At 70.3% G+C, this 24,401-nt stretch carries 23 protein-coding genes; 9 read left to right on the top strand and 14 right to left on the bottom strand.

The window, feature by feature from the left end; all coding sequences use genetic code 11:
* Positions 1-48: 48 nt before the first annotated feature.
* The 9 genes from glyA to VKH46_08620 form a co-directional block, all read right to left on the bottom strand.
* Positions 49-1,323 (bottom strand): serine hydroxymethyltransferase, encoded by a 1,275-nt coding sequence (gene glyA / locus VKH46_08660; protein ID HKB70900.1) that lies wholly within the window; start codon positions 1,321-1,323, stop codon positions 49-51.
* Between the two features lie 13 nt (positions 1,324-1,336).
* Complete coding sequence (dgt, locus tag VKH46_08655; GenBank protein HKB70899.1) at positions 1,337-2,650, bottom strand: dNTP triphosphohydrolase; 1,314 nt, start codon at positions 2,648-2,650, stop codon at positions 1,337-1,339.
* A complete protein-coding gene (locus VKH46_08650; protein HKB70898.1) occupies positions 2,647-3,939 on the bottom strand; it encodes a folylpolyglutamate synthase/dihydrofolate synthase family protein in 1,293 nt (430 codons plus the stop codon). The genes dgt and VKH46_08650 overlap by 4 nt, the downstream gene beginning before the upstream one ends.
* Before the next feature lie 247 nt (positions 3,940-4,186).
* The gene (gene accD / locus VKH46_08645; protein HKB70897.1) at positions 4,187-5,029 is read right to left on the bottom strand and encodes an acetyl-CoA carboxylase, carboxyltransferase subunit beta; all 843 of its coding nucleotides are present in this window, start codon (positions 5,027-5,029) and stop codon (positions 4,187-4,189) included.
* Positions 5,030-5,128: 99 nt separating this feature from the next.
* Positions 5,129-5,914: an ABC transporter ATP-binding protein gene (locus VKH46_08640; protein ID HKB70896.1), complete on the bottom strand. Its 786-nt coding sequence runs from the start codon at positions 5,912-5,914 to the stop codon at positions 5,129-5,131.
* Positions 5,911-6,879 (bottom strand): iron ABC transporter permease, encoded by a 969-nt coding sequence (locus tag VKH46_08635; GenBank protein HKB70895.1) that lies wholly within the window; start codon positions 6,877-6,879, stop codon positions 5,911-5,913. Before VKH46_08635 ends, VKH46_08640 begins: the two co-directional genes overlap by 4 nt.
* Positions 6,880-6,886: 7 nt before the next feature.
* Positions 6,887-7,723, bottom strand: coding sequence for a helical backbone metal receptor (locus VKH46_08630; GenBank protein ID HKB70894.1), 837 nt, complete (start codon positions 7,721-7,723; stop codon positions 6,887-6,889).
* A 107-nt stretch (positions 7,724-7,830) separates the two neighbouring features.
* Positions 7,831-8,055, bottom strand: coding sequence for a hypothetical protein (locus tag VKH46_08625; protein ID HKB70893.1), 225 nt, complete (start codon positions 8,053-8,055; stop codon positions 7,831-7,833).
* Positions 8,056-8,086: 31 nt separating this feature from the next.
* Complete coding sequence (locus VKH46_08620) at positions 8,087-10,990, bottom strand: TonB family protein (GenBank protein HKB70892.1); 2,904 nt, start codon at positions 10,988-10,990, stop codon at positions 8,087-8,089.
* A gap of 110 nt (positions 10,991-11,100) precedes the next feature.
* On the opposite strand from VKH46_08620, the gene VKH46_08615 reads away from it, so the two are divergent.
* The 5 genes from VKH46_08615 to VKH46_08595 all read left to right on the top strand — a co-directional run bounded on the left by VKH46_08615 (position 11,101) and on the right by VKH46_08595 (position 16,467).
* Positions 11,101-11,835: a YebC/PmpR family DNA-binding transcriptional regulator gene (locus VKH46_08615; GenBank protein ID HKB70891.1), complete on the top strand. Its 735-nt coding sequence runs from the start codon at positions 11,101-11,103 to the stop codon at positions 11,833-11,835.
* A 354-nt stretch (positions 11,836-12,189) separates the two neighbouring features.
* The gene (gene ruvC / locus VKH46_08610; protein ID HKB70890.1) at positions 12,190-12,690 is read left to right on the top strand and encodes a crossover junction endodeoxyribonuclease RuvC; all 501 of its coding nucleotides are present in this window, start codon (positions 12,190-12,192) and stop codon (positions 12,688-12,690) included.
* 14 nt (positions 12,691-12,704) lie between these two features.
* Entirely contained in the window at positions 12,705-13,568 is an 864-nt protein-coding gene (locus VKH46_08605) for a DUF4388 domain-containing protein (GenBank protein ID HKB70889.1), read from the top strand.
* Between the two features lie 306 nt (positions 13,569-13,874).
* Entirely contained in the window at positions 13,875-15,320 is a 1,446-nt protein-coding gene (locus VKH46_08600) for an OmpA family protein (protein ID HKB70888.1), read from the top strand.
* A 58-nt stretch (positions 15,321-15,378) separates the two neighbouring features.
* Positions 15,379-16,467 (top strand): AI-2E family transporter, encoded by a 1,089-nt coding sequence (locus VKH46_08595; GenBank protein ID HKB70887.1) that lies wholly within the window; start codon positions 15,379-15,381, stop codon positions 16,465-16,467.
* Positions 16,468-16,801: 334 nt separating this feature from the next.
* Here the strand turns inward: VKH46_08595 and VKH46_08590 are convergent, their stop codons facing one another.
* Genes VKH46_08590 through gatB form a run of 3 tightly spaced genes read right to left on the bottom strand, consistent with a single transcriptional unit; the run spans position 16,802 to position 19,856 of the window.
* Entirely contained in the window at positions 16,802-17,683 is an 882-nt protein-coding gene (locus VKH46_08590) for a permease-like cell division protein FtsX (protein HKB70886.1), read from the bottom strand.
* Positions 17,680-18,390: a cell division ATP-binding protein FtsE gene (ftsE, locus tag VKH46_08585; GenBank protein HKB70885.1), complete on the bottom strand. Its 711-nt coding sequence runs from the start codon at positions 18,388-18,390 to the stop codon at positions 17,680-17,682. The genes VKH46_08590 and ftsE overlap by 4 nt, the downstream gene beginning before the upstream one ends.
* Complete coding sequence (gatB, locus tag VKH46_08580) at positions 18,387-19,856, bottom strand: Asp-tRNA(Asn)/Glu-tRNA(Gln) amidotransferase subunit GatB (protein HKB70884.1); 1,470 nt, start codon at positions 19,854-19,856, stop codon at positions 18,387-18,389. The genes ftsE and gatB overlap by 4 nt, the downstream gene beginning before the upstream one ends.
* Before the next feature lie 59 nt (positions 19,857-19,915).
* Between gatB and VKH46_08575 the strand changes: the two genes are divergently transcribed.
* Both VKH46_08575 and VKH46_08570 read left to right on the top strand, forming a co-directional pair.
* The gene (locus tag VKH46_08575) at positions 19,916-20,614 is read left to right on the top strand and encodes a polyphenol oxidase family protein (protein ID HKB70883.1); all 699 of its coding nucleotides are present in this window, start codon (positions 19,916-19,918) and stop codon (positions 20,612-20,614) included.
* A 78-nt stretch (positions 20,615-20,692) separates the two neighbouring features.
* Complete coding sequence (locus tag VKH46_08570; protein HKB70882.1) at positions 20,693-21,457, top strand: glycerophosphodiester phosphodiesterase; 765 nt, start codon at positions 20,693-20,695, stop codon at positions 21,455-21,457.
* Positions 21,458-21,464: 7 nt separating this feature from the next.
* On the opposite strand, the gene VKH46_08565 is transcribed toward VKH46_08570, so the two are convergent.
* Positions 21,465-22,250: a cache domain-containing protein gene (locus VKH46_08565; GenBank protein HKB70881.1), complete on the bottom strand. Its 786-nt coding sequence runs from the start codon at positions 22,248-22,250 to the stop codon at positions 21,465-21,467.
* 86 nt (positions 22,251-22,336) lie between these two features.
* Here VKH46_08565 and VKH46_08560 point away from each other — a divergent pair, with 86 nt between their 5' ends.
* Entirely contained in the window at positions 22,337-22,660 is a 324-nt protein-coding gene (locus tag VKH46_08560; protein ID HKB70880.1) for a hypothetical protein, read from the top strand.
* 442 nt (positions 22,661-23,102) lie between these two features.
* Here the strand turns inward: VKH46_08560 and VKH46_08555 are convergent, their stop codons facing one another.
* Positions 23,103-23,378 carry a hypothetical protein gene (locus tag VKH46_08555; protein ID HKB70879.1) on the bottom strand — a complete coding sequence of 92 codons (276 nt, stop codon included), beginning with the start codon at positions 23,376-23,378 and terminating at the stop codon, positions 23,103-23,105.
* Positions 23,379-23,449: 71 nt separating this feature from the next.
* Here VKH46_08555 and VKH46_08550 point away from each other — a divergent pair, with 71 nt between their 5' ends.
* Positions 23,450-23,809: a hypothetical protein gene (locus VKH46_08550; GenBank protein HKB70878.1), complete on the top strand. Its 360-nt coding sequence runs from the start codon at positions 23,450-23,452 to the stop codon at positions 23,807-23,809.
* Positions 23,810-24,401: the final 592 nt, after the last annotated feature.

Below are 24,401 nucleotides of genomic sequence, written 5' to 3'. Positions count from 1 at the left end.
AAAGGCGATTCCTGATTTCCGGCCGTCAGGCCGGACGTTCGAGCTCCGTCACTCCGCCGCGTCCAGCGGAAAGGCCCCGCAAAGCTCGCGCACCCTCCCGCGCACGCGCCGGCCCGTCTCGGCGTCGGCCGGGGCGGCGAGTACCTCGGCGATCAGCTCCGCGACGGTTTCCATCTCCTCGACCCCCATCCCCCGCGTCGTCACCGCCGGCGTCCCGATCCGGATCCCCGACGCCTTGAGCGGCGGGAGCGGGTCGAACGGGATCGTGTTCTTGTTGACCGTGATTCCCGCGGCGTCGAGAGCCTTCTCGGCGTCCTTCCCGGTGATTCCGCGCGCGCCCACGTCGATCGAGAAGAGATGCGTGTCGGTGCCGCCGGAGACGACCCGCCAGCCGCGCGCCGAGAGCGCCGCCGCGAGCGCGCGGGCGTTCTCCACGATCCGCCGCTGGTACGCCGAAAACTCGGGAGCGGCCGCTTCGGCGAAGCAGACGGCCTTCGCCGCGATGATGTGCTCGAGAGGCCCCCCCTGCACGCCCGGGAAGACGTTGCGGTCGAGGTCCTTCTGGAACGCCGACCGGCAGAGGATCATTCCGCCGCGCGGTCCGCGGAGCGTCTTGTGGGTCGTCGTCGTGACGTACTCGGCGACCGGAACCGGCGAGGGGTGCAGCCCCGCCACGACGAGCCCCGCGATGTGGGCGATGTCGCACATCAGCACGGCGCCGACTTCTCGAGCGATCTCGCCGAACCGCTCGAAATCGAGGATGCGCGAATACGCGGACGCTCCCGCGATGATGAGCTTGGGCCGGTGCTCGCGGGCGAGGGCGGCGAGCTCGTCGTAATCGATCCGCTCGTCCTCGCGCCGCACGCCGTACGCGACGACCTTGTACTCGCGCCCGGAGAACGACAGCGGGTGGCCGTGCGTGAGATGGCCGCCGTGGGAGAGGTTCATGCCGAGGATCACGTCGCCGGCCGAGAGCGCCGTCAGGTAGACGGCCATGTTCGCCTGGGACCCGGAATGCGGCTGGACGTTGGCGTGCTCGGCCGAGAAGAGCGCCTTCGCCCGCTCGATCGCGAGCGACTCGACGCGGTCCACGAACTCGCAGCCGCCGTAGTAACGCCGGCCCGGGTAGCCCTCCGCGTACTTGTTCGTGAGCACCGAGCCGGCCGCCTGCCGGACGGCCCGGGAGACGAAGTTCTCCGACGCGATCAGCTCGAGGTTCTCGCTCTGGCGCCGCGCCTCCTCCTGGATCGCGCGGAACACTTCGGGATCGGCGACTTCGAGGTCGCGGGAGAGGAAGGAGGCGGGCGTCAGGGTCCGGCTCATGCGGGGGATCTTTTCACAACGACCCCTGCGAGGGAAATGCCGTCGTCAGCGACTCGTACTCGGAGAGCGCGAACTTGTCCGTCATCCCCGCGATGTGGTCCGCGATCGTGCGGAGGAACCGGGGCTTGCGGTGGTAATGCTTCCGCGCTTCCCGCTCGGCTTCCGGCAGCGCGACGCGGCGGAGGAACCGGATCCCCTCCTCGCCGGCGTACGCCTCGAGCAGGTCGTCCGGCAGGAGCCGCGGATTGTCGTGGAAAGCGACGAAGAGCCCGCGCATGACGAGCCGCGCCCGCCCGTCCCGCCGGGCGATCGGAAACGAGTGGATGATGTTCTCGTAGACGAACGCCTTGAGCTCGCGGTACCGGCGCCCGCCGTCCGCGGAGAAACCGATCAGGTTCCCGGGGAGACGGTCGCGAAGCCGGTCGAACGCCTCGGGCGTCGCGATCCGCCGTCTCTCCACGAAGGCCGCGACGCGCGCCGACGAGGCCGTGACGAGATCGGCGATCATCTCCCGATAGAGGCCGCGGACGAGCTCCGCCCGGCGGAGCGCTCGATCCGCGGGAAGCCCGCGCTGCTTCCGGATCCGGCGCGAGATCTCGAGCTCCTCGATCGCCGCCTCCGGCACCATCGCGAGGCCGTCCTCGAGATCGTGCGCCTGCTGCGCGATCTCATCGGACCAGTTCACGGTCTGCGCCTCGAGGGACCCTCCCGACCCCAGGCGCAGCCCCTCCGGGAACTCGACCGGGAACGGGAAATCGCGCTTCCACGAGGTGTGCTTGAGGATCCCCTCGCGCACGTCGTGGGTGAGGTTCAGGCCCGGGTGCGCGTAGCGCTTCTCGAGCCGGTCGACGACGCGGACCGACTGGTAGTTGTGCTTGAACGCGCCGGTCTCCGCGGCGATCGCGGGCGGCAGGGGGAATCCCGCGTCGAGCCCGCGCAGCAGCGCGTCGAGCACCGACTCCCCGGAATGGCCGAAGGGGGTGTGCCCGAGGTCGTGCCCGAGCGCGATCGCTTCCGTCAGGTCCTCGTTGAGAGCCAGTGCGCGGGCGACGGAGCGGGCGATCTGCGAGACCTCGAGCGTGTGCGTGAGCCGGGTCCGGAAATGATCCCCCTCGAACGGGATGAAGACCTGCGTCTTGTGCTTGAGCCTCCGGAAGGCCCGCGAGTGGACGATGCGGTCGCGGTCCCGCGCGAAGGCGGCGCGGAAAGGGTCGTCGCGCTCGGTCCGGTCGCCGTACGGCCGGGTCGCGCGGGAGCTCCTCGCCGCCGCGACCGAAAGGAGCTGCTCCTGGCGCTCTTCCCACGGGGTCGCGGCGGCCTTCTTCACGCGATCGCCCTCCCGGCCGCGTCCCGCCCGAGGAGCCGCGGGCGGACCTCTCCGGCGAGGAAGAGCGACCCGGCGACGACGATCTCGGCGTCGCCGCGGCGAAGCAGACGCTCGAGCCCCTCCGACGGCGAGGCGCAGCGCTCGGCGCGCGCGGCGAGGGGCCCCAGGCGTTGTGCGAGCGCGTCGACCGGGAACGCCCGCTCTCCTTCCGGCGCGACGAGGACGATGCGCTGCGCCGCGGGAAACAGCGGCGCGGCGATCGCGGCGGCGTCCTTGTCCCCCATCACGCCGAAGAGCAGGTCGTAAGGCGTGCGGCGGCCCGCGAGGAAGGCCGCCAGCGACCGCGCCCCTTCGGGATTGTGGCAGCCGTCGAGCCAGACGGTCCTCCCTTCGACGCGGAAGCGCTCGAGCCGACCCGGCCAGCGGACGGCCGCCACGCCTCGACCGATCGCTTCCGCGGACAGCTCCGGGAAGAGCGGGCGGAGCCGCTCGGCCGCGGCGACGGCTACGGCGACGTTGGATGCCTGGTGCGCGCCGCGGAGCGGGGTCTCGATCGCGTATCGGGTTTCCGGCGTCTCGAGCGTGAACGCCTGGCCGAAGCCCGTCTCGCGGCGCGCCGATACGCGCGTCGCCTCGGGGACGTCGATGAATTCCGCTCCGACCCTCTCCGCCTCCGCCGCGAGGACGCGCCGGGCCTCGGGCGCGGACGCCGCCGAGAGCGCGGGCCGGCCGGCGCGGAACACGCCCGCTTTCTCGCGGGCGATGGCCGCGAGCGTCGAGCCGAGATCGGCCGTGTGGTCGAAGTCGATCGACGTGACGGCCGAGAGCACCGGCTCGCACGCGTTCGTCGCGTCGAGGCGTCCTCCCAGGCCGACTTCCACGACCGCGGCGCGGCACTCCTCGCCGGCGAAGATGCGCTCGGCCGCGGCGGTGACCGCCTCGAAGTACGTCACCGGCACCTCCGGCGGGCGCGCGGCGGCCGCGAAGACCTCCTCGAGCGCGTCTCCGAGACGCCGTCGACTCACGTCCGCGTCGCCGACGCGGACGCGCTCGGTGACGTCGACCAGATGCGGAGACGTGTGGAGACCCGCCCGGACGCCCGCCGCGCGGAAGATCGACGAGAGCATGGCCGCCGTCGATCCCTTGCCGTTGGTCCCGGCGATCAGGACGCGCGGGCAGGAACGCTCCGGGTGGCCGAGGCGCGCGAGCACTTCCCGGATCGGCTCGAGGCCGAGCTTGATGCCGCGCATCGAGAGGGAATCGAGATGTTCCAGGGCGGGGTGCGTCACGGTAAAGATCCGAAAGCCGAAGCCCGAAATTCGAAACACGAGACGGCGGCTCGCATCGCGATGAGGCGATCGGGATGCTCGCCCGGGATGTTTCGAAAAGCATGGCCAGTTGCGGGCAACCCGAAGACGCGGCGAGGCGCGAGCCCGACGGGATGCGGGACGCCCGCGAGGTCCCGAGGCATACCGGGGCGTATGTCGCAGGGCCTCGCGGGCGGCACGCGCCCGTCCGGCTCGATGCATCGCCGCGTCAGCCCATCAATAACCGCAGGCATCTGCCGACCATCTCCTTGAGATCCTTCCGCTCCACGACCATGTCCACCATCCCGTGCTCGAGGAGGAACTCCGAGCGCTGGAAACCGGGTGGAAGCGTCTGCCGGATCGTCTGCTCGATCACGCGCGGCCCGGCGAAACCGATGAGCGCTTTCGGCTCGGCGATCGTGAGGTCCCCGAGCATCGCGTAGGAAGCCGTCACGCCGCCGGTCGTGGGGTCGGTCAGCACCGCGATGTAGGGCAGGCGCGCCTCGCCCAGGCGGACGAGCGCCGCCGAGGTCTTCGCCATCTGCATCAGCGAGAGGATCCCCTCCTGCATCCGGGCGCCGCCGGACGTGCAGACGATCACGAGCGCTGCCCGATCGCGGACGCACCGCTCCGCCGCGCGCGCGATCTTCTCGCCGACCACGCTCCCCATCGATCCGCCCATGAACCCGAATTCCATGGCGACGATGACCGTCGGGAGGCCGTCGACGGCTCCGTGCGCGACGATCGCGGCGTCCTCGGGCCCGACCGACTCCTCGTACTGCTTCAGGCGGTCGCGGTACCGCTTGCTGTCCTTGAAGTGGAGCGGGTCGCCCGACCGGAGCTCGCTCTCGACGACCGTGAACGTCTCGCCGTCGAAGAGGGAGCGCAGCCGCTCGGTCGCGGAGAGCGGGAAATGGTAGCCGCACCGCGGGCAGATCTTGACGAACCGGTGGAGCTCCTTGGCGTAGATGATCTCCCGGCACGACGTGCACTTGACCCAGAGCCCCTCGGGGACCTTGCTGGGACGGTTCTGCCGGGGCTCCTTCGGAGCCTTGTCCTTCTTGAACCACATGAATTTCCGGATTCTAACCCGGAGGGCGGGCCGAAACCGCGCCGCTCGCGCGCCACCGCCCGCGAATCGCCCGGAGCGGGGGCTTCGCCGGTCGATCCTTCAGGAGCTCGGCCGAAAGAACGTCACCCGCGGTCGTCCCGCCGCGTCGCGCTCGACCGCCGCGCCGATCGAGAAGGTCCGCTCCAGCGCCTCCGGCGCGAGCGCGCCGTCGACGGGACCGGCCGCGACGAGGCGTCCGCGGCGGAGCAGCAGCAGGTCGTCGGCGATCGCGAGCGCCTCGTTGACGTCGTGGGTGGCCCAGAGCACGATCGGCCGGGCGCGCGCGTGCGCTTCCCGCAGCACCTCGAGGAACTCCAGCCGGTGGCGCGGGTCGAGATCCGCGGTCGGCTCGTCGAGGAGCCACACGGCGGCGCGCTGCGCGAGCAGGCGCGCGAGGAACGCGCGGCGGCGCTCGCCTCCCGAGAGCCGGGTCGCGTCGCGCTCGGCGAGATCGAGCACGTCGCAGGCGCGCATCGCCTCTTCGGCGATCTCGCGGTCCTCCCCGCTCTCCCAGAGGAACCCGGAACGCCACGGGGCGCGTCCCTGGAGGACGAGGTCGCGAACGGAAATCGGAAAGATGAGGTCGACCGACTGAGCCGCGTAGGCGACGGCCCGGGCGCGCTTGCGCCGGGGCCACTCCCGGATCGACTCGCCGCCGAGCCGGATCTCGCCCGTCGACCTCGGGACGACGCCGGCGATCGCCTTCAGCAGCGTCGACTTTCCCGACCCGTTCTCCCCCGCGAGCGCGACGAGCCGTCCCGCGCCCGCCTCGAAGTCGACGCCGTCGAGCGCCGTCTCCCGGCCGTATCCCGCGCGCAGCCCCGCGACCGCGAGTCCCGCCGTCACGAGACCCTCCGGAGAGCGAGCAGGAAGAACGGCACGCCGACCAGCGCCGTGACGGCGCCGATCGGGATCTCGGCCGGCGAGAAGAGGAGACGGGAAAGCGCGTCGGCGAGCACGACGAGAGCGCCGCCCGCCGCGGCGCTGCAGGGAAGCAGCCGGCGCTGATCGTTCCCCCACGCGAGCCGCGCCAGATGCGGCGCGATCAGGCCCACGAACCCGACGATCCCGACAAACGACGTCGCCGCGGCCGCCAGCAGCGCGGCGGCAGCGAACACGAGGGCCTTCGTCCGGTCGACGGCGACGCCGAGCGAGGCGGCGCTCTCCTCGCCCACGAGAAAGAGGTTGAGCGAGGGCGCCGTCGCGAGCAGGAGCCCTCCGCCGACGGCGAGATAGAGGCCGAGCGCCGCCGCCTCCGACGGCCGCGCTTCGGCGAGGCTTCCCATCATCCAGAAGAGCATCGAACGCGAGCGCCCTCCGGCCGACGAGGAGAAGAGCAGGAGGATCACCGCGGAGAAGAACGCGTTGGCGGTGACTCCGGCCAGGAGCAGCCGCTGGAGGTCCAGGCGGCCGGAACGAAGCGAGAGGAGGAGCACCGCCGCGGTCGCCGCGGCCGCCCCCGCGAAGGCTCCGGCCGGCGACGCGAGCGCCGACGCGCCGAAATAGACGGCGACGGCCGCGCCGGCGGCCGCGCCTCCCGAGGTCCCGAGCAGAAAAGGATCGGCGAGCGGGTTCTTGAGCAGCGCCTGCAGCGCCGCCCCCGCGATCGCGAGCGCGGCTCCGGTGCCGGCCGCGAGCGCGACCCGCGGCAGCCGGAGCGAGAGGATCGCCCGAGCGACCGGGTCGCCGCGGCGGAGCGCCTCGAACGAGAGCGGCACGCTTCCGACGAGGACCGCGAAAACGGCAGCCGCCGCGAGGATCGCGAACGCGGCGGCGATCGCTCCGGCGGGCGAAGCGCGGCGTCCCTTCATCGGCTCTTCATCGCGGGATCTTCGCGAGCGCGGCCGCGAGCTCCTCGAGCGCGTCGAAGGAGCGCGGCCCCGGACGGATCAGACGGTCGCCGTCGATACCGATGACGCGCCCGGCGGCGACGGCCGGCATGCGCGACAGCGGCCCCTCGCGGAACGCACGGGCGAAGACCGGCATGGTGTCCTTCTCCACGGGGTACACCACGGCGTCGCAGGCAGCGGTCAGGAGAAACTCCGGCGAGACGACCGGCCACCCCGGCCGGCCGACGCAGTTGCGCGCCCCCGCCGTCCTCAGGATGTCGGCGGCGAACGTCCCGGCGCCGGCCGCCTGCGGCGGCGAGGGCCAGATGAGGAGAACCGCGGAAGGTCCCGATCCCCGCCGCCGCCGGAGCACCGCGTCGCGGCGCCGCGCGAGCGCGGCGGCGAGCCGCTCGCCTTCGGCCCTCACGCCGAGGCGATCGCCGATCTCGCGGATCGACGCGAGCACTCCGTCGAGGTCCGGGGCCGACGTCGTGAGGACCGGGATCCCCCGGTCGGCGAGGATCTTCACCGACGCCGCCGGGTTCCCTTCGGTCGTCGCCAGCACGAGGTCGGGGCGCAGCGAGACGATCTTCTCGAGATCCGGCGTGAGACCGCCGACCGGCGGAAGCGACGCCGCGGCGGGCGGGTAGTCCGAGAGTGCCGATACCCCGACGAGGCGGCCGCCGGCGCCGAGCGCGAAGACGATCTCCGTCAGATTCGGAGCGAGAGCGACGACGCGGCGGGGCGCCGCGGGCGCGGCCGGCGCGAAGGACGCCGCGGAGAGGAAGGAGAGCGCGGCCAGCGCGCGCGAATGGAGGCGGCGCATCGCGAATCGGCCGCGGGGCTCACTCCGCGGCCGACGGAAGGCGTCGGGGCGGGTTCCGGGACGAAGGACTCGGCCGGCTCGCCGCCGACCGGCCCGGCCGGGTCCCGCTACGACGCGCTTTCCGCCTCTTCCAGGTCGTTCGGCACGCCGAGGCGGGTGCAGGCGGCGTCGTACATCTGGCGCGCCGCTTTCTGGGCGTTCTGGAGCTCGGCCAGGCGCTCCTTGACCTTCGCGAGCTCGTCCTGGATGTTCGCCTCCAGGTCCGAGATCTCCTTTTTCGTGACCGCCAGGGTCTGTTCGTAGAACTTCTTCTGCTCCGCCGAAAGGGTCATGGGAAAACTCTCCTTCTCTTGAACCCGGCTCTTACGGATTCACGTCGACCGGAATCGCCTTGTACATCTTCACCGGCACGCCGTCCTTCGTGGCGGGCCGGAACCGCGCCCTCTTGACGGCGTCGACGATCGCCTGGTTGACGCCGGTCCTCGTAGCGACCCCCGTCTGGATCCGCGCCGACTGGACTTTGCCGTTCTCGTCCACGAGGGCGAGGATCACGACACGGCCGGAGACACGCTCCTGCCGGACCGCGAGAGGGTAATTCACGGCGAGACGCGACACGAGCTCGGGCTCGACGACGCCCGGCCCCGGGCCGACGAGATCGCCGCGCGAGACGGCGGCCGCGGCCGGCTCGGCCGGCGGCGGCGCGGAAGCAGGAGCGCTCGCGATCTTCTTCGGAACGCTGATCGCGGTCGGCTGCGGGGACGTGGGCTCGGGAACGATCGGCATCGGCACGGGCGGCTTGATCGCGTCGCTCGCCACGGCCGTCGGAGCCGCGGCGGAAGCCGACGCCGGGGGTGGCGCGGCGTTCTTCTTCTGCGCCGCCTGCGCCTTCTCGAGCTCCTTCTGCTTCTGCGCGAGCTGCTTCTTGACCTCGTCCTCGATCTGCTTCTCGGTCAGGGTGGAGCTCGCCGCCGTCGTCGTCGCGGCGGGAGCGGCCGACGTCGTGGCGGGCGCCGCGGACGTCGTCGCCGCCGATGGGACGGCGACGGGCGGCGCCGGGTGCTTGCGGGTGACGGCGACGATCACGCCGATCAGGACGAGGGCGGCCACGGCGATCCCGGCGACGAGCGGCGCCCTTCCCTTCTTCTCCGCTTCGACGCGCTTGGACGAGTAGGCGCCGAAGACGCCGCTCTTGGTGTCGTGCTTGACGCCCTCGGCGGACCCCGCGACGGCCGGCTCGGCGGCCGCGACGGGCGCGGGCGAGGCGGGCATCGGGACGCCCGGAACGGTGCCGGTCTTGCGCTGGACGACGGTGCCCTTGGCCTTCTTCGATTTCGCGGGCGCCGCCGGCTCGGGCTTCGACGGCGTGAAAGCCTGGTCGAAGGCCCGCTCGCTCCCCGCGGCCGCGCCTTTCTCCTCCGCCTGGAGATGGTGGAGATAGATCGCCAGATCCGCGCTCCCCGGAGCGGGAGAGAACGTGTACAAAACGGATTCGAGGTCGCGCTGGAGGTCCGAGGCGTTCTGGTACCGCTCCTCGGGGCTCTTCGCGAGCGCCTTCAGGACGATCGCGTCCACGCGCTTCGGGACGTCGGGGTTCTTCGTCGACGGCGCGGCCGCCTTGACGTTGCGCACCTGCTCGAGAATCGTCAGGTCCGTGTCGCCGGCGAAGAGCTTCTCGCCGGTCAGCATCTCGTAGAGCACGCTCCCGAGCGAAAAGAGATCGCTCCGCCGGTCGAGCGGCTTGCCCGAGGCCTGCTCCGGGGACATGTACTGGAGCTTGCCCTTCAGCGCACCCGCCTGCGTCTGCGAGGACTTCGACGCGGCCTTCGCGATGCCGAAGTCGCAGAGCTTGATGTCGCCTTCGTAGGAGATGAGCACGTTCTGCGGCGAGACGTCCCGATGGACGAGCGACAGGTCCTGGCCGTTGAAGTCCTTGCGCCGGTGCGCGTAGTCGAGCGCCGCGGCGAGCTTCGACGCGACGAACAGCGCGAGCTCCGGCGGGAGCGGCAGCCCGTGGTCCGCCCCGGACTTCAGGATCGACCGCAGGTCGCGTCCCTCCACGTACTCCATCGCGATGTAGTAGGAGTTCTCGACCTTCCCGAGATCGTAGATGTGGATGATGTTCGGGTGGTTGAGCTGCGCGGCGAGCTTGGCCTCGTCGGCGAACATCGTGATGAAGTCCTCCGACGCGGCCATGTGCGGAAGGATCTTCTTGATCGCGACGATCTTCTGGAAACCGTCGACGCCGCTCATCCGCGCCTTCCAGACCTCTGCCATGCCGCCGGTCGCGATCTTTTCCATGAGCTGGAACTGGCCGAAACGGTCCTTGTCGGACGGGGCGGGGGCCTTCTTCGCGGCCGCCGCGGGCGCCGGAGGAGGGGGCGCGGCCGCCGCCGGTTTCGCGGGCGCGGCGGGCTTCGGTTTCGAGATCGCCATGCCCGAGAGCGTCTGCGAGATCATGTTCTCGACCTCGAGATCGGTCGAGGCCCGCGGCGCCGGCCGGGAAGGCTCGGCGGGCTTCGGCAGGGGCGGGGGGCCCGCGGGCCTCACCGGGGCCGGGGGCGCGGGTCTCGGCGCCGGCGCGGCCGAAGCCGGCTTCGGCGGCTCCATAGGCGCGGGCCGGGCGGGGGGAGCGGCGGGAGCGCTCTTCTTCGGGCTGAGGATGCCCGACAGCGTGTCCTCCAGCCGCTGGTCGACGTTGGGAGCCGGCGCGGATGCGCGCGGCGGCGCCGGGGCCGGAGAGGGAATCGCGAGATCGGGAATCGTGGCCGCGGAGCTCCGCGGCGGAGGCGCCGCCTCCTCCGGCTGGAGATCCTCCAGCACGTCGGCGAAGATGTCCGAGGACGTGAGCCCGCCCTGCAGCTTCGAAGCGTCGATGCGCATCGTCTGGGCGCCCGGATCGGTCGAATCGATCGCTTCGAACGCGATGCTCCGGAAGGTCTCGTCGGAGAACGGCTTCTCGAGGATGTCGAACGCGCCGATCTTCTGCGCGTCCGCTTTGGGATTGGAACCTTTGTAGCCGGACATCATCAGGAGGATGGGAGGAGCCGTCGGGCCGCCCTTCCGGCGCAGGTCGCGGATCACGTCGTTGACCCGCATCTTCTGGAGGGCGGCGGTCACCACGACGAGGTCAGGACGCTCGCGGTCGAAGGCCGCGAGGCCCTCGTCCCCCTCGCGGGCGACCGTCACATCGAAATCCGGCCCCCCCGCCAGACGCACCTTATCGATGTATCGCGGCTCGTTCTCGATCAGGAGAAGCTTCTTTGCCATGGTTGGATGACCCATTATCTCCATGCGCCGCAGCGGTTGTCAATCGCGGAGCGCTTTACACCCCCCCGATCGGCGAATAAAATAGGGGGCTTTCGAAAAGAGGACGAACCATGTCGGGCCACAGCAAATGGAGCACGATTAAGCACAAGAAGGGCGCCGCCGACGCCAAGCGCGGGCGCATCTTCACGCGTCTCATCAAGGAGCTGACGGTCGCCGCGCGCGAAGGAGGCGGGAGCGTCGAGACCAACGCCCGGCTGCGCAAGGCGGTCGACGACGCCAAGGCCGCGAACATGCCCGCGGACAACATCAAGCGGGCGATCCAGCGCGGGACGGGCGAGCTGCCCGGAGTCCAGTACGAGGAGGTCGTCTTCGAAGGGTACGGTCCCGGCGGCGCCGCCATTTACATCGAGGCGCTCACCGACAACAAGAACCGCACGCTCCCCGAGATCCGCCACATGTTCACGAAAAACGGCGGCAACCTCGGCGAGAGCGGGTGCGTTCGTTTCATGTTCGACAAGAAGGGCTACCTCGCCGTCGAGCGCGACAAGGTCTCGGAGGATCGCCTGATGGAGATCGCCCTCGAGGCGGGGGCCGACGACCTCGCGACCGACGATGCCGAGTATTTCGAGATCTACACGGCGCCGGAATCGTTCAACGACGTGAAGACGAAGATCGAGGCCAGGGGCGTGCCGGTCGCCGTCTCGGAGGTCTCGATGATCCCCCAGACGCCCGTCAAGCTCGACGACGCCAAGAGCGCGCAGCTGATGAAGCTGATGGAAGCGATCGAAGAGCACGACGACGTCCAGAACGTCTGGACGGCGGCCGAGCTCCCCGAGTCGGCCTGACCGGCGGCGGAACGGGCCGTATGGCCTTTGCACTCGCGCGCGCGGCGATCGGCGCCCATCGCCGCGCCGGGCCGGCCATACACGGATGGACGACGAAGCTCCTTTTCCGATGACGCGAAAGCGCGGCGAGACGTGCCGGAAGACGGGCCCGCGCCGACGGCCGGCGGGCGAGGCGTACCGAAGTGCGTCCGTTGAGCCCGGCGGCCGGCGGATCGGGTCCGTATTGCCGTCGCACTGGCGTGCTCGGCGATCGCCGCGTTCCGCGCGAACCGCGCCGGCCGCTCTGAGGCCGATCCGTCGCCGGGCGACGGATCCCGCTCGATTTTCGCCGCGCATGGTCCGCGCCGGACAGCCGTGAAGGTCCTCGGCATCGACCCGGGCTCCCGCGCCTGCGGCTACGGGCTCGTCGACTTCACCTCGGGCGTCCTCGTCGCCTTGGACTTCGGGGTCTGGCGCGAAGGGGACGGCCGGCTCTCGCGGCGGCTCGAGTCCTTATTCGCGCGGGCGGAGCGTTTCCTCGCCGACTGCCGTCCCGACGCCGTGGCCCTCGAGACGGTCTTCGCCGGCAAGAGCGCCGCCTCCGCGGTCGCGCTCTCCCACGCGCGCGGCGTCGTGCTCCTGGCCGCCGCCCGCGCCGGTCTCCCGACCTACGAATACGAGCCGCTCACGATCAAGAAGTCGATCACCGGGTACGGGCGCGCCGAAAAGCCGCAGGTCCGCGAAATGGTCAAATCGCTCCTTTCGGCGACATCGGCGGCCATTCCACTGGATGCCGCCGACGCCCTCGCGACCGCGATCTGCCACTGTCACCACGCCTCGGGACCGACTTTTGACGGTCGAACGGTCGCGTGTTAGCATCCGAGCCAAACATGTCATTCCAGGGTTCGCTGAAAGAACTCCCGGTCCCGGACATCGTCCAATTGATGTCCGTATCGGGGAAAACGGGCGTGTTCACGCTCACCCGGGGTCCCGAGCGCGGGGTCATTTACCTGAAAAACGGACAAATGGTCCACAGCCGCCTCGGCGAGATCACGGGCGAGGAGGCCGTCTACGCGCTGGCGATCTGGTCGTCGGGCGACTTCCAGTTCAACCCCAACGACGAGAGCGACGAGCACACGATCACGAAGTCGAACACCAGCCTCCTGATGGAAGCGGCCCGGCGGCTCGACGAGTGGAAGGTCCTCTCGAAGAAGATCCCCGGCATCGACGCCGTTCCGCAGCTCAAGGAGCGGGAAAGTCCGGAGCCCGTCACGCTCTCCCCGCAGGAATGGAATCTCGCCGGAAAGATCGACGGCCACCGCACGATCGAGGAGATCGCGCGCGCCAACAAGACCTCCCCTTTCGAGGTCGCGAAGACTCTCTACGGGCTCGTCGCCGCAGATCTCGTCGAGCTGCGCGCGAAGGAACCTGCCCGACTGCCGCCCCCGGCGGCGGTCCCGATCCCGCCGGCCGCGCCCGGCTCGCCCGCGACGCTCGGGGACGAGAAGAAGATCCTGATGATCCTCTGCACCCGCGTGAAGCAGGAAGCGGAAGCCGCGATGGGCGAACAGAACCTCCCCGGCATCGACCGCCCGTACCGCCAGGCGCTCGCCGAGATCGACCGTGGGCGCGGCATCGAGTCGGTGCGCGATTTCATCCGGCAGACGGAGCAAACGATCTCCGCTCTCCGCGGAACGGCGCCGATGCGCACGTTCCAGGAGAAGATGGCGCTCGTGATGCAGCCGAAGGCATAGGCGCCGGCGCGGCCGCCGCCGCACGCCGAAAGCACCTAATCCCAATATCCAAACTCCAAAGGGTTTCCGGTCCGGCTCCAGGAGTTCGCGTATCGGAATCGGGAGTTTCTCTCGCCCTGGGGCCCGTTGGAATTCGAATATTGGAATTTGGGATTTGGCGCTCGGGATTTCCCATGGGCACTTCCGTCGCGCCCCATGGGAAAAAGTCTTTCAAAAGAAGAGGGTTGGCCTTATACTTCGGGTAATTTCCGGCATCGGCCGGCGGACCCAAGCACGGTACCAGAGACTGGGGAGAAAGGAGTTTCTATGAAGGTTGCGCGCCGGGCGCCGCTCGTCTTGGCTTTCATCCTCCTGGCGATTCCGATGCGAGTCAATGCTCAGGCTTACGCGGGCCAGCTCGGAGTGGGGCTCTACTCGCCCTCTCCGTACACCGGTCCCCTCGCCCCGGACTTCGGCGGAGAAACCGGCCTCTTCACGATCCCGACCGGAGACAGTCTGCCCGCCCGCGCGTTCTCGCTCGGCCTGTACATCCAGAACCTCAAGCTCGTGGCCGGCGAGGACCCGAACTTCCCGGCGCCGGACCGCCACCGGCTGCACGAGAACACGACCTTCCGCGGCAGCATCGGCTACGGCATCGCGAACCATCTCGAAATCTTCGCCTCCGCGGGCGAGGAGAGGGACGAGAGCCGCGGGGGCTGGTGGACGGGCGTCATCAACGGCCAGGAATTTTCCGAACCCTACAAGCTGACGGATCCGGCCAAACTCCGAGTCGGCGCCAAGGTCTCGATGTGGGAGGCGGGATCCCGCGGACGCTTCGCGCTCTACACCGCCGCGCACATTCCGGTCGCCAACGACCAGGATTTCGTCGAGACGCGGCGCACCGACTGGGAGTTCGGCGCCTCCGGATCGCTCGGCATCGTGACCGGCAACGTGTCGTACCTGCTCTCCGGGCGCCGGTCGACGGACCCGGACATTCGCGTTCCGAACCGGCTGCGGTTCGCCGTCGGCACCGACGTCCCCTTCGGGCCCGTCCACTGGATCTCGGAGCTCGACCGGAGCGTCTACGACAACGCGTCGATCAGCGAAGGATCGCCCGACATCAAGACGCCGGACTGGTCGTATTTCGCGAGCGGCGTGCGGGTCTTCTTCGGGCACACCGGATGGGGCGTCACGGCCGCGCTCAACGCGAACGTCGACCAGCTCGTGCGGCACGGATTCTCCCCGACGCCGATCGGCGCGATTCTGGGCGTCCACTACGCCCCGTTCCCGGCGCCTCCCGCGCCGCCGAAGCCTCTCCCGCCGCCGGCCGCGGCCGTGACCACCCAGGAGACCGAGGAAGCGCCGCCGCCGGCCGCCGTCGAGACGCCGGCCCCGCCCGCCGCGCCGCCCGCGCCGCAGACGCGGACCACGACCGACACGATCGGTTTCGACAAGGGCGGCGCCCGCCTGACGAACATCGCCAAGGCGATCCTCGACGGCGTCGCGCTCCGCATGAAGAACGACCTCAACTCGACCGCGGTCATCACCGGCTACTCCGACAACGCCGGCAGCGAAGACGCGAACCTGAAGATCTCGACCCAGCGCGCCGAGGCGGCCAGGGCCTACCTCGTCGAGCGGCACGGGATCGACGGCGCGCGGATCAAGACCGAGGGCCGCGGCGCCGCGGACCCGGTCGCCGACAACGGCACGGCGGAAGGGCGCGCCAAAAACCGCCGCGCGGTGATCGTCGTCACGCTCGTTTCCGGCTCGTGACCGCCCCGTCTACCCGCTCTTTCCCGCCCCCTCCGATGGAGGGGGTTTTTTTTCGGGTATGACGGCCGGGTTCTCTCCCGAAACACCGCCCGGACGGGCCGGTCTGCGCATCCTGGCGTTCGCCGCCGCCGTCGCCCTCCTGTCGTACGGGCAGGCGTTCTTCGTCACGATTTTCTTTTCGCTCTTCCTGTCGCTGGCGCTGCGCCCCTTCGTCTCGCTGCTGGAGCGCGCGCGGATGCCGCGCGTCGCCGCGATCCTCCTCGTCCTCGCGATCCTGATCGGGGCCGTCGCGCTGCTGATCGTCAACGTCTCGGCGCAGCTCCAGCAGTTCTACCTGGACCTGCCGCTCTATCAGACCAAGATCCGCGAAGTGACGAGGCGCCTCGCGGACCTCGTGCGGAACGTCCAGGAGCGGACCGGAAGCATCCTCCCCGAAGAGACGCGCGGGGTTCGCGAGGTGAAGATCGCGGGGTCGTCGCTCGAGACGACGCGCGCGCTGCTGGCGCGGCTCGGATCGACGCTCTCGACGCTGCTTTCCGCAGCGGCCGTCCCGCTCCTCTCGTTTCTGATGCTCAAGGACCGGGAGAAGTTCGGGCGCGCCCTGTCGGGCCTCCTCCGGCGCGACCGCCGGTTCGAGCGGCTCGACGTCGTCGGCGCGATCTCCCGGTCGCTGACCGCCTATGCCCTCGGCGAGTCGTTCGTGGTCCTCATCATGACGGCCGCGACGATGCTTTCGCTCATGGCGATCCGCATCAACTATTTCTACATCCTCGGCCCGCTCGCCGGGCTCTGCGTGCTCGTCCCGTACGTCGGCGTGATCGTCTCGACGATCCCCGCGGTCCTGGTCGCGTATTTCCAGCTGGGCGGCCGCGCCGCCGTGACCGTCCTGATCATCTACGTCTCCCTCCAGTTCCTCGAAGGCAACATCCTCACGCCCTTCATCGTCGGCGGGAAAGTCCGCCTCTTCCCGCTCACGGTCCTCATCGCCTTCCTCTTCTGGGGGATGCTCTGGGGCGTGGCGGGAGCGATCCTCGCGGTGCCGCTGACCTCGGCGCTGAAGGTCGTCTGCGAGAACGTCGAGGACTGGCAGCCCCTCGCGCGACTCATGGGCGAGCCGGACGAATTACCTCCTCCGGACGCGGTCTAGCAGGCGCGGATCATACGCACGGGATATCCAGCAGACGCCGCCCGCGGCTCAACGCACGCCCCGGTACGCCTCACCCGCCGGCCCGGGTCCCCGCGCGCGTCTTCCCGCACGTCTGGCCGCGCCTCGTCATCGACGTTGATCGAGTGACGCTGGTGCTCGAAGGTTCAGCGCCCTGCTCTCCGGACTCCGCCGCTCAGTTGTCGTGACATCGAGGCGCGGCGAGACGCGAGCCCGACGGGATGCGGGTCGCCCGCGGCGTCCCGAGGCATACCGGGGCGTATGTCGCAGGGCGACGCGGGCGGCACGCGCCCGTCCGGCTCGATGTATCGCCGCGCTAGAGTCTCGCCTTTCCGACCGACAGCGCCGCGCCAATAAACCCCGCGACCGCGCCGGAGAGCGGAAACAGCGCGGCCGTTCCCGCCGAGAAGAAACGCACCCAGAAGAGCGACAGCACCGGGTGGGGGGAGGCGGCGAGCACTCGTCCGGCCGCGACGTAGGTCCCGGCGAGGAGGAGCAGCGCGAACGCGCCTCCGACCGCGCCTTCGAGGGCTCCGTGCAGCCAGAACGGCGTGCGGATCTTCGTCTCGGTCGCCCCCATCAGGCGCATGATCTCGATCTCGTCCCGGTGCTGGTCGAGCGCGAGCCGCACCGCCGACGCGACCGACAGCACCGCCGCGGCGCACAGCAGCGCACCGAGGGCGAATGCCGTGCGGCGGACGATCTTCAGGAAGTCCCGGAACCGCACCTCGAAGGGCGCCTCCTCCTGGACCTGGTCGACGCCCGGCCGGCGGGCGACGGCGGCCGCGACCGCGCTCCCCTTCTCCGCCGACTGCGGCCTCAGCACGACTTCGAGCGACGTCGGAAACTCCATCCCCTCGAGGGTGGCGAGGGCCTCCTTCAGGTCGGGAAAGGTCCTCTCGAAGCGCCGGCGCGCCGCGGCGGGGCCGACGATCCGAACCTGCGCGACCTCCGGAGCGGCCGCGATCGCCTGCGCGACAGACCGCGCGTCCGCCGACGGAAGCAGCGTCGCGACGATCGATGCCGGCTCCTCGGCCGAGGAGGCCAGGCGGGCGACGTTCTGCGTGAGGAGGAGCACGATCCCGGGGATGTACAGCGCGACCGCGATGAGGCCCACGGCCACGGCCGTGAGGCCCGGGCCACTCCGAGCGATCGACCAGGCCTCGGCGAACGCGTGCCGGACCGCGACGCGGATCACGCGGGGAGGAAGGGAGCCTCGCGGGCGGCGAGGCCGGCCGGAGCGCGGACCGGGTCCTCGCGCAGGCGGCCGTGGTCCAGCGTGAGGACACGCTTCCCCATCCGGCGGATCAGGTCGACGTCGTGCGTCGCGATCACGACGACCGTGCCCCGGAGGTTGATCTCGGCGAAGAGGTGCATGATCTCCTCCGAGAGCGCCGGATCCAGGTTCCCGGTCGGCTCATCGGCCAGGAGCAGCTGCGGCTCGTTGACGAGGGCCCGCGCGATCGCGACGCGCTGCTGCTCCCCGCCCGAAAGCTCGGAGGGGTAGGCGTTCATCCGGTAATGGAGGCCGACCTGCTTCAAGACCTGGTACGCGCGGCGCTTCTGCTCGGCCGGCGGCGTCCCGAGGATGGTCTGCACGAACGCGAGGTTCTCGAAGACCGTCTTGCGTCCGATGAGCTTGAAATCCTGGAAGACGATTCCCACCGTCCGCCGGAAGTAAGGGAGCCTCGACGACGGGAGCACGCCGATGTTCCGGCCGTTGACGACGATCTGCCCCTCCGTCGGGAGCTCGTCCCGGAAGAGGAGCCGCAGGAGCGTCGTCTTACCGGCGCCGGAAGGACCCGTGAGGAAGACGAATTCCCCCTTGTTGATCGTGAACGAAACGTCCGTCAACGCGTGCCGGTACCGTCCGTATTCCTTCGAGACGTGAAAGACCTGGATCATGCGTCGAGCCGCGCCTTCAGCAGCCGGCGGACGGTCTCCGGATCGGCGCTTCCCCCCGTCGCCTTCATCGCCTGCCCGACGAACCAGCCCAACGTCGCCGTCTTCCCGCCGCGATACTGCGCGACCGGCGCGGGATTGTCGCCGAGCACGCGGTCGATCGCCTCCGCGAGCGCCGACTCGTCCGAGACCCGGGTCAGCCCTTTTTCGCGGACGACTTCCGGCGCGCGGCGGCCGGACCGCGCCATCTCCTCGAAAACGACCTTGGCGGCGGAGACCGAAAGCTCTCCCGCCGCGACGAGCCCGAGCAGCTCCGCGAGGGCCGCCGGCGGAACGCTGAACCGGTGCGTCTCCTCCGGCGAGAGCTTCTGCTCCTTCATCCAGCGCAGCACCTCCCCGGTGACCCAGGACGCGGCGAGACGCGGCGCGACGGACGCCGCCACCGTCTCGAAGTACTCCGAGAGCGGGCGCGACGAGGAGAGGAGCTCCGCGTCCGCCGCGGGAAGCGCGTAGATCGTGCGGAACCGGCGCCGCTTCTCGCGCGGCGTCTCGCGGAGCGTCGAGCGGACCAGGGCGATCCACGCCTCCGGGATCTCGAGGGCGCCGAGGTCCGGCTCCGGGAAGTACCGGTAGTCGTGCGCCTCTTCCTTGCTCCGCATGACGCGCGTCTCGCCGCTGCCCGCGTCGAACAGGCGGGTCTCCTGGACGATGCGCTCCCCTTCGGCGCGCCGCGCGGCCTGCCGCTCGATCTCGAACTCGATCGCCCGTCCGACGTTCCGGATCGAGTTCATGTTCTTGATCTCGACCCGCGTCCCCAGAGGGTCCGATTCCGAATCGCGGATGGAGACGTTCGCGTCGCAGCGGAGGTTTCCTTCCTCCATGTTCGCGTCGGAGATCGAAAGCGTCCGCAGCAGCCGCCGCAGCTCGGTCAGGTACGCCATCGCCTCGGCGGCCGAGCGCAGGTCGGGCTCGGAGACGACTTCCAGCAGCGGCACTCCCGCGCGGTTCCATTCGACGAGGGTGACGGTGTTCGGAACGTCCGGATACGGGTTCTCGTGGAGCGACTTGCCGGCGTCCTCCTCGAGATGCGCGCGCACGAGGCGGATCTCGCGCGTCCCCGTTTCCGTCTCGATTTCGACGGCGCCTCCCGAGACGATGGGCCGCTCGAACTGCGTGATCTGGTATCCCTTCGGCAGGTCGGGATAGAAGTAGTTCTTGCGCGAAAACGTCGAGCGGCGGTCGATCGTCCCCCCGACCGCCAGCCCGAACCGGATCGCGAGCGCGACCGCCTCGCGATTGACGACGGGAAGCGTCCCCGGAAACCCGAGGCAGACGGGGCAGGTCGCGGAGTTGGGCTCCGCCGCGAAGGTCGTCGGGCAGGGGCAGAACATCTTCGACGCGGTCGCGAGCTGCGCGTGCACCTCGAGCCCGATGACGGGGACGACCTTCACTTTTTCCGAGACGGACACCGTCAGATTGTAGCAAACACGCCCTGCCGGGGCCCGGCGATCGCGGTATTCTCGGCGCCGTGGAGCTGTGGAGGAGCCGCCGCGGACCCTTCGTCGCGGCGTTCTCGAAGCGCGGAGAGGCCCCGCCCGGCATCGCGTCGGCGACCGGGCACCTCGCGCGCCGCCTCGCCGAGACGATCGGACACCCCGACCTCCCGATCGCGCGGGGGAGGCAGGTCCACGGGAAGAACGTCCTCCCGGTGCGCGAACCGATCCTTCCCGGAGAGACGCGGGACGTCGGCGAAGGCGACGTGCTCGTCACGGCACGCGCGGGCGTCGCGCTCGCGGTCCAGACCGCCGATTGCGTCCCGATCCTCCTCTTCGGCGGTGCGGGCGTCGCCGCGGTTCACGCCGGATGGAGGGGGACGGCGGCCGGCGCGGCGGCCGAAGGGGTTCGGGCGCTTTCGCGCGAGTGCGGCGAACCGCCCGCCGCGTTCGCCGCGGTCCTCGGGCCGTCGATCGGCGCCTGCTGCTACGAAATCGGCGGCGAGGTCGCCGCGGCGTTCGCGGGCGAGTTCGTCCGGCGGGAATGCGGCGGCAAGTTCCGGCTGGACCTCAAGGCCGCCAACCGGGCCCAGCTCGAACGCGAGGGGCTCCTTCCGGAGAACATCGACGTCCTCCCCTTCTGCACGCTGTGCGGAGGAGAAGAGCTCGCGTCGTTTCGGCGCGACGGGCCGGCGGCGGGCCGGATGATCGCGCTCGTCGCGCGGCTGTCCTGATCCGAAGGACAGGAAAGGCACCGAACCGCCCGAACGGCGCGGGAATCCGCGGAGGCGCCGGCGCGTTATCTTCTCGACATGCATCCCCCTTCGCCGCTGCGCCCCGAGCTCGCCGCGATCGGCCTCCCGGCGAGGCCGTGGATCATCGCGCATCGCGGCGCGTGCGGAGAGAGCCCCGAGAACACGCTCGACAGCTTTCGCCTCGCGGTGGAGCAAGGCGCGGACATGATCGAGCTCGACCTTCGCCTGACGTCCGACGGCGTTCTCGTCGCGGTCCACGACCGGAACCTCCGGCGCGTCGCGGGCCACACCGTCTCCGTCGAGGACACGTCGGTCAACATCCTGCGGCACCTCGACGTTTCCTACCATTTTCACCGCGGGAGGAAGCGCGCGCGCGTCCCGACTCTCGAAGAGATCCTCGATCTCCTCCCCCCCCGGTTCCCTCTCACGCTGGACCTCAAGTGCCGGCGGGCGGGGCGCGCCCGCTATGCCCGCGTCCTCGCGCGGGCCCTCGCGGGACGGGGCCATGCGATCTTCGCGAGCTTCAACTGGAGGCTCCTCGCGGAGGTCAAGAGCGCGATCGCGAACGCGCCGGTCGCGCCGATGTCGCGGCACCGCGTCCCGGGCGTCCTTCGGGCGGCGGAGGCGCTGGGGGCCTCGAGCCTCCATTGCCAGTTCGGCGCCGTGACGCCGCGGCTGCTGCGGGCGGTCGCCGGGAGCGGGCGCCCGGTGCTCGCCTACACCGTCAACGACGCGACACGCGCGCGGCGGCTCTTCGCGGCCGGCGCGTCCGGGGTCTTCACGAACTATCCGGGGAGGCTGCGGCGCGCGCTCGCCTCGTAGCCGGCTTCTACTCCTTTTCGCGGGTGACCGGGGTCGTGCTGTCGGGCTTCTCGTCGCGGGGCGCGCCGGGGGCAAACGACATCCGCTCGAATCCGGAGCCCGCCGGCAGCAGGTAATCGGTCCGGCCGTCGGTCCAGTCGATCCGGGCGCCGGACGTGTCCACGATCCAGAATCCCCGCTGCCCCTCTCCCCGGTCGCTGACCGCGCTGCCCGACGCGTCGAGAGAGATCGTGAAATGCGCGCCGTCCGTATCCGTCGCGTCCCACTTGCCGGTCCACGGGTCGGCGCCGTTGGCGGGCGCGGCGGCCGGCGCCGCCGGCGCGGCCTCGGGCGGCCGCCGATAGTACCCGCACGAGAAGACATGATCGCCCGCCCTGATCGAAAACGCCGATTTGTCCTCGATGCTCCCGGTCTGCGGGTTCTTCGCCTCGTAATCGATCCAGACCCCGTCTTCCGTCGCCTGTTTCTCGATGAAGAGCGCCCACGGTTTTCCGAGAGAGTCCCGCAGCGTCGCCTCGTCGGCGCCGACGAGGTCGGGCTCCGCCGGATCGGCGGCGATCTTCTTGTCCGGCCCGATCACGACGACGTAGAGGTCGCGGTGGAAGAACGGCCCCGGGGCCTTTCCAATCGCCGCGAGCGCCGCGGCGGCTCCTTCTTTTTTGTACAAAGCCACGGCCTTTTCGGCCATGGCCTTCGCTTCGGCCTCGGTCCCGTAGCGAACCGGCGCCGCAAAGGCCGGGGACGCGGTTCCGAGCGCCAGAAGGGCCGCGAAAGCTCCCCGAACGAGTCCCACGGCCAAATCATACGACGGCGGCGCGCTTGCCCGAAATCCCGGAATCTGCAAAGATCACGACAAATCGAGGTTGACGAGGTATGCCCTTGAACCTTTCCGGACGCCGTTCCGCCCGACGGGTTCCCGGCGACGGCTTCACCGCGCGTGTGGACGGCGTGGAAGGGCGGATCACCGTCGTGAACCTTTCGCGGATGGGAATCGCCGTCGAGACCGACGTGCCTCTCGAAGCGGGCCAGCGCTGCTCGCTCGAGCTCAGCGGACCGGCCGGCGTCGAGCACGTGGATTTCTACGTCATCCGGTGCGAGGAGCGCGGCGTGGACGGGCTGTCGACCTTTCTGACGGCGGGACTGTTCGTCGAGAAGCTCAGACGCCGGGATCTTCCCAAGGTCGTGCATCAAGCCTTCGGCTAACCGTCGCGGGAGCGGGCTCGGGGGACGGGAGCGCGTGGCGCCTTGCGCGGCTCGCCGAACGAGCGGCTCGACCGCGCCGCCGCCACCCCCTTCGCCTGCGCTCCCGCTCCCGCGTCGCGAGTCGTCTCGCGCAGCGATCGCGCGAGACTTCGTCGCGCCGCGAAGGCACGGTGGGGGATGGCTCTCGGCCTCCAGCGGCGCACACCCGAGGTTCTCTGCATCGAGGGATCGACCGAACGAGAATCGAAAGGCTGGAGCCCGTCGCGGGAGCGGGCTCGGGGGACGGGAGCGCGCTACCGTCACGTCGATGCGCGTACCGGGAACGTCGTCAAGCGGCCAGACGTTCTCGAACGGGTCCGTATGGGCCATCGCGCCAGGTGCTCGGAGATCCGACGCGTTCGGTGCTGGCCGTCGGCCGCTGGATATCCCGGGCGGGTCCGCGCTATTTCAAAAACCGCTGCCAGTCGCGCTCGACCTCCGCGATCCTCTCCGGCGACACCGGGTCGATCTCCTCGCTGGCGAGAGCGAGAGCGAGCGTGCGGGAAAACTGATTTCCGAGGAGCCGGATCGTCATCGCGACCGCCATGCGAGTCTCTTCGCTCCAATCGCTGATCGACTCGGCGGTCTGGACCGCCGCGACGACGGCCGCGTCATAGCGTCGCATGAGCTCTTCCCGATTCGACATCCCGTCTCCTTCCACGGAAGGAAAAAGCAACATGAGTGCCAGTTACGGGGCGGATGGCTTGATTTCCCCCGCTGCCCGACGTCAAGATCGGCCCGGAGGATCCCATGAAACTGATCACTCCCGCGGCGCACCGGCTCCTCGACTTCGCGGCGGTCGTCGTTTTCGCCGTCGCTCCTTTCGCGTTCGGCCTCGGCGGCCTGCCCGCCGCGATCTGCTGGGCGCTCGCGATCGTCCATCTCCTCGTGACCCTCGCCACCCGTTTCCCCGGCCGGTCCGGCGGGATCGCGCTCGTCGCTCACGGCGTCCTCGAGCTCGTCGTCGCGATCTTCCTGGTGGCCGCGTCCTGGCTCTTCGGCTTCGCGCCCGGCTCTCCCGCGCGCTACTTCTTCGTCACCGCGGGCGTCGCGCTCTTCCTCGTCTGGCTGCTGACGGATTACACCGGCCGGGGCGTCGAGCGAGTATGAGGCCCCCCGTCGCGGGACGCCTCACCTCGAAGGCGGGGGGGGCGGCGGCGGCTTCGTCGGCGGCGGCGGGTTGATCGGCGCGGGCGTCGGCGCCGTTCCCGGCTGAGCGGTCGGAGGCGCGGCCTGCGGCGCGGGACCCGGCGTTCCCGGATTCGCCGTCGTCCGGCATCCGGCGATCGCGCCGATCAGGGCCGCAAGAAGCAGAATTCTGCTCACGCCATGACCGAGAGCAATCGGCGTGCCTTATGTATGGGTATCAGTCGCGAGTCGCGAGTCCCAGGATCAGGCGACTGAGGATCGCAAGAGGTGCGGTCGCGGCGCCGCGGCGCTTGCGGGCAAGCGAGGGGCCCGGCGACCGTCGGTTCGGAACTACCCGAAGGCGCGGCGAGGCGCGAGCCCGGCGGGATGCGGGTCGTCCGACCCGCGGCCGCGGCGTACCGATGAGCGTACGGTAAGGCCGCGGGTCGCGGCGCACGCGCCCGCCCGGCTCGATGCATCCGCCTTCGCCAAGGCTTCGGCGGGACAGGTCGCCGCGCCTCCACTCAAATACCAGGAAAACCAATTCTCAGTTCGGAGTGACCTGAAGGCGCGG

The organism is Thermoanaerobaculia bacterium (assembly GCA_035260525.1).
GTDB lineage: Bacteria > Acidobacteriota > Thermoanaerobaculia > UBA5066 > DATFVB01 > DATFVB01.
This window is presented reverse-complemented; position numbering and strand designations above follow the sequence as displayed.

Excerpts from the sequence above, each read along its gene's own strand:
- glyA (HKB70900.1), bottom strand. The coding sequence starts at position 1,323 with ATGAGCCGGACCCTGACGCCCGCCTCCTTCCTCTCCCGCGACCTCGAA.
- VKH46_08550 (HKB70878.1), top strand. The coding sequence starts at position 23,450 with ATGAAACTGATCACTCCCGCGGCGCACCGGCTCCTCGACTTCGCGGCG.
- VKH46_08630 (HKB70894.1), bottom strand. The coding sequence starts at position 7,723 with ATGCGCCGCCTCCATTCGCGCGCGCTGGCCGCGCTCTCCTTCCTCTCC.
- VKH46_08615 (HKB70891.1), top strand. The coding sequence starts at position 11,101 with ATGTCGGGCCACAGCAAATGGAGCACGATTAAGCACAAGAAGGGCGCC.
- VKH46_08595 (HKB70887.1), top strand. The coding sequence starts at position 15,379 with ATGACGGCCGGGTTCTCTCCCGAAACACCGCCCGGACGGGCCGGTCTG.
- VKH46_08620 (HKB70892.1), bottom strand. The coding sequence starts at position 10,990 with ATGGCAAAGAAGCTTCTCCTGATCGAGAACGAGCCGCGATACATCGAT.
- VKH46_08600 (HKB70888.1), top strand. The coding sequence starts at position 13,875 with ATGAAGGTTGCGCGCCGGGCGCCGCTCGTCTTGGCTTTCATCCTCCTG.
- VKH46_08555 (HKB70879.1), bottom strand. The coding sequence starts at position 23,378 with ATGTTGCTTTTTCCTTCCGTGGAAGGAGACGGGATGTCGAATCGGGAA.
- ftsE (HKB70885.1), bottom strand. The coding sequence starts at position 18,390 with ATGATCCAGGTCTTTCACGTCTCGAAGGAATACGGACGGTACCGGCAC.
- VKH46_08625 (HKB70893.1), bottom strand. The coding sequence starts at position 8,055 with ATGACCCTTTCGGCGGAGCAGAAGAAGTTCTACGAACAGACCCTGGCG.
- VKH46_08635 (HKB70895.1), bottom strand. The coding sequence starts at position 6,879 with ATGAAGGGACGCCGCGCTTCGCCCGCCGGAGCGATCGCCGCCGCGTTC.
- VKH46_08605 (HKB70889.1), top strand. The coding sequence starts at position 12,705 with ATGTCATTCCAGGGTTCGCTGAAAGAACTCCCGGTCCCGGACATCGTC.
- accD (HKB70897.1), bottom strand. The coding sequence starts at position 5,029 with ATGTGGTTCAAGAAGGACAAGGCTCCGAAGGAGCCCCGGCAGAACCGT.
- VKH46_08570 (HKB70882.1), top strand. The coding sequence starts at position 20,693 with ATGCATCCCCCTTCGCCGCTGCGCCCCGAGCTCGCCGCGATCGGCCTC.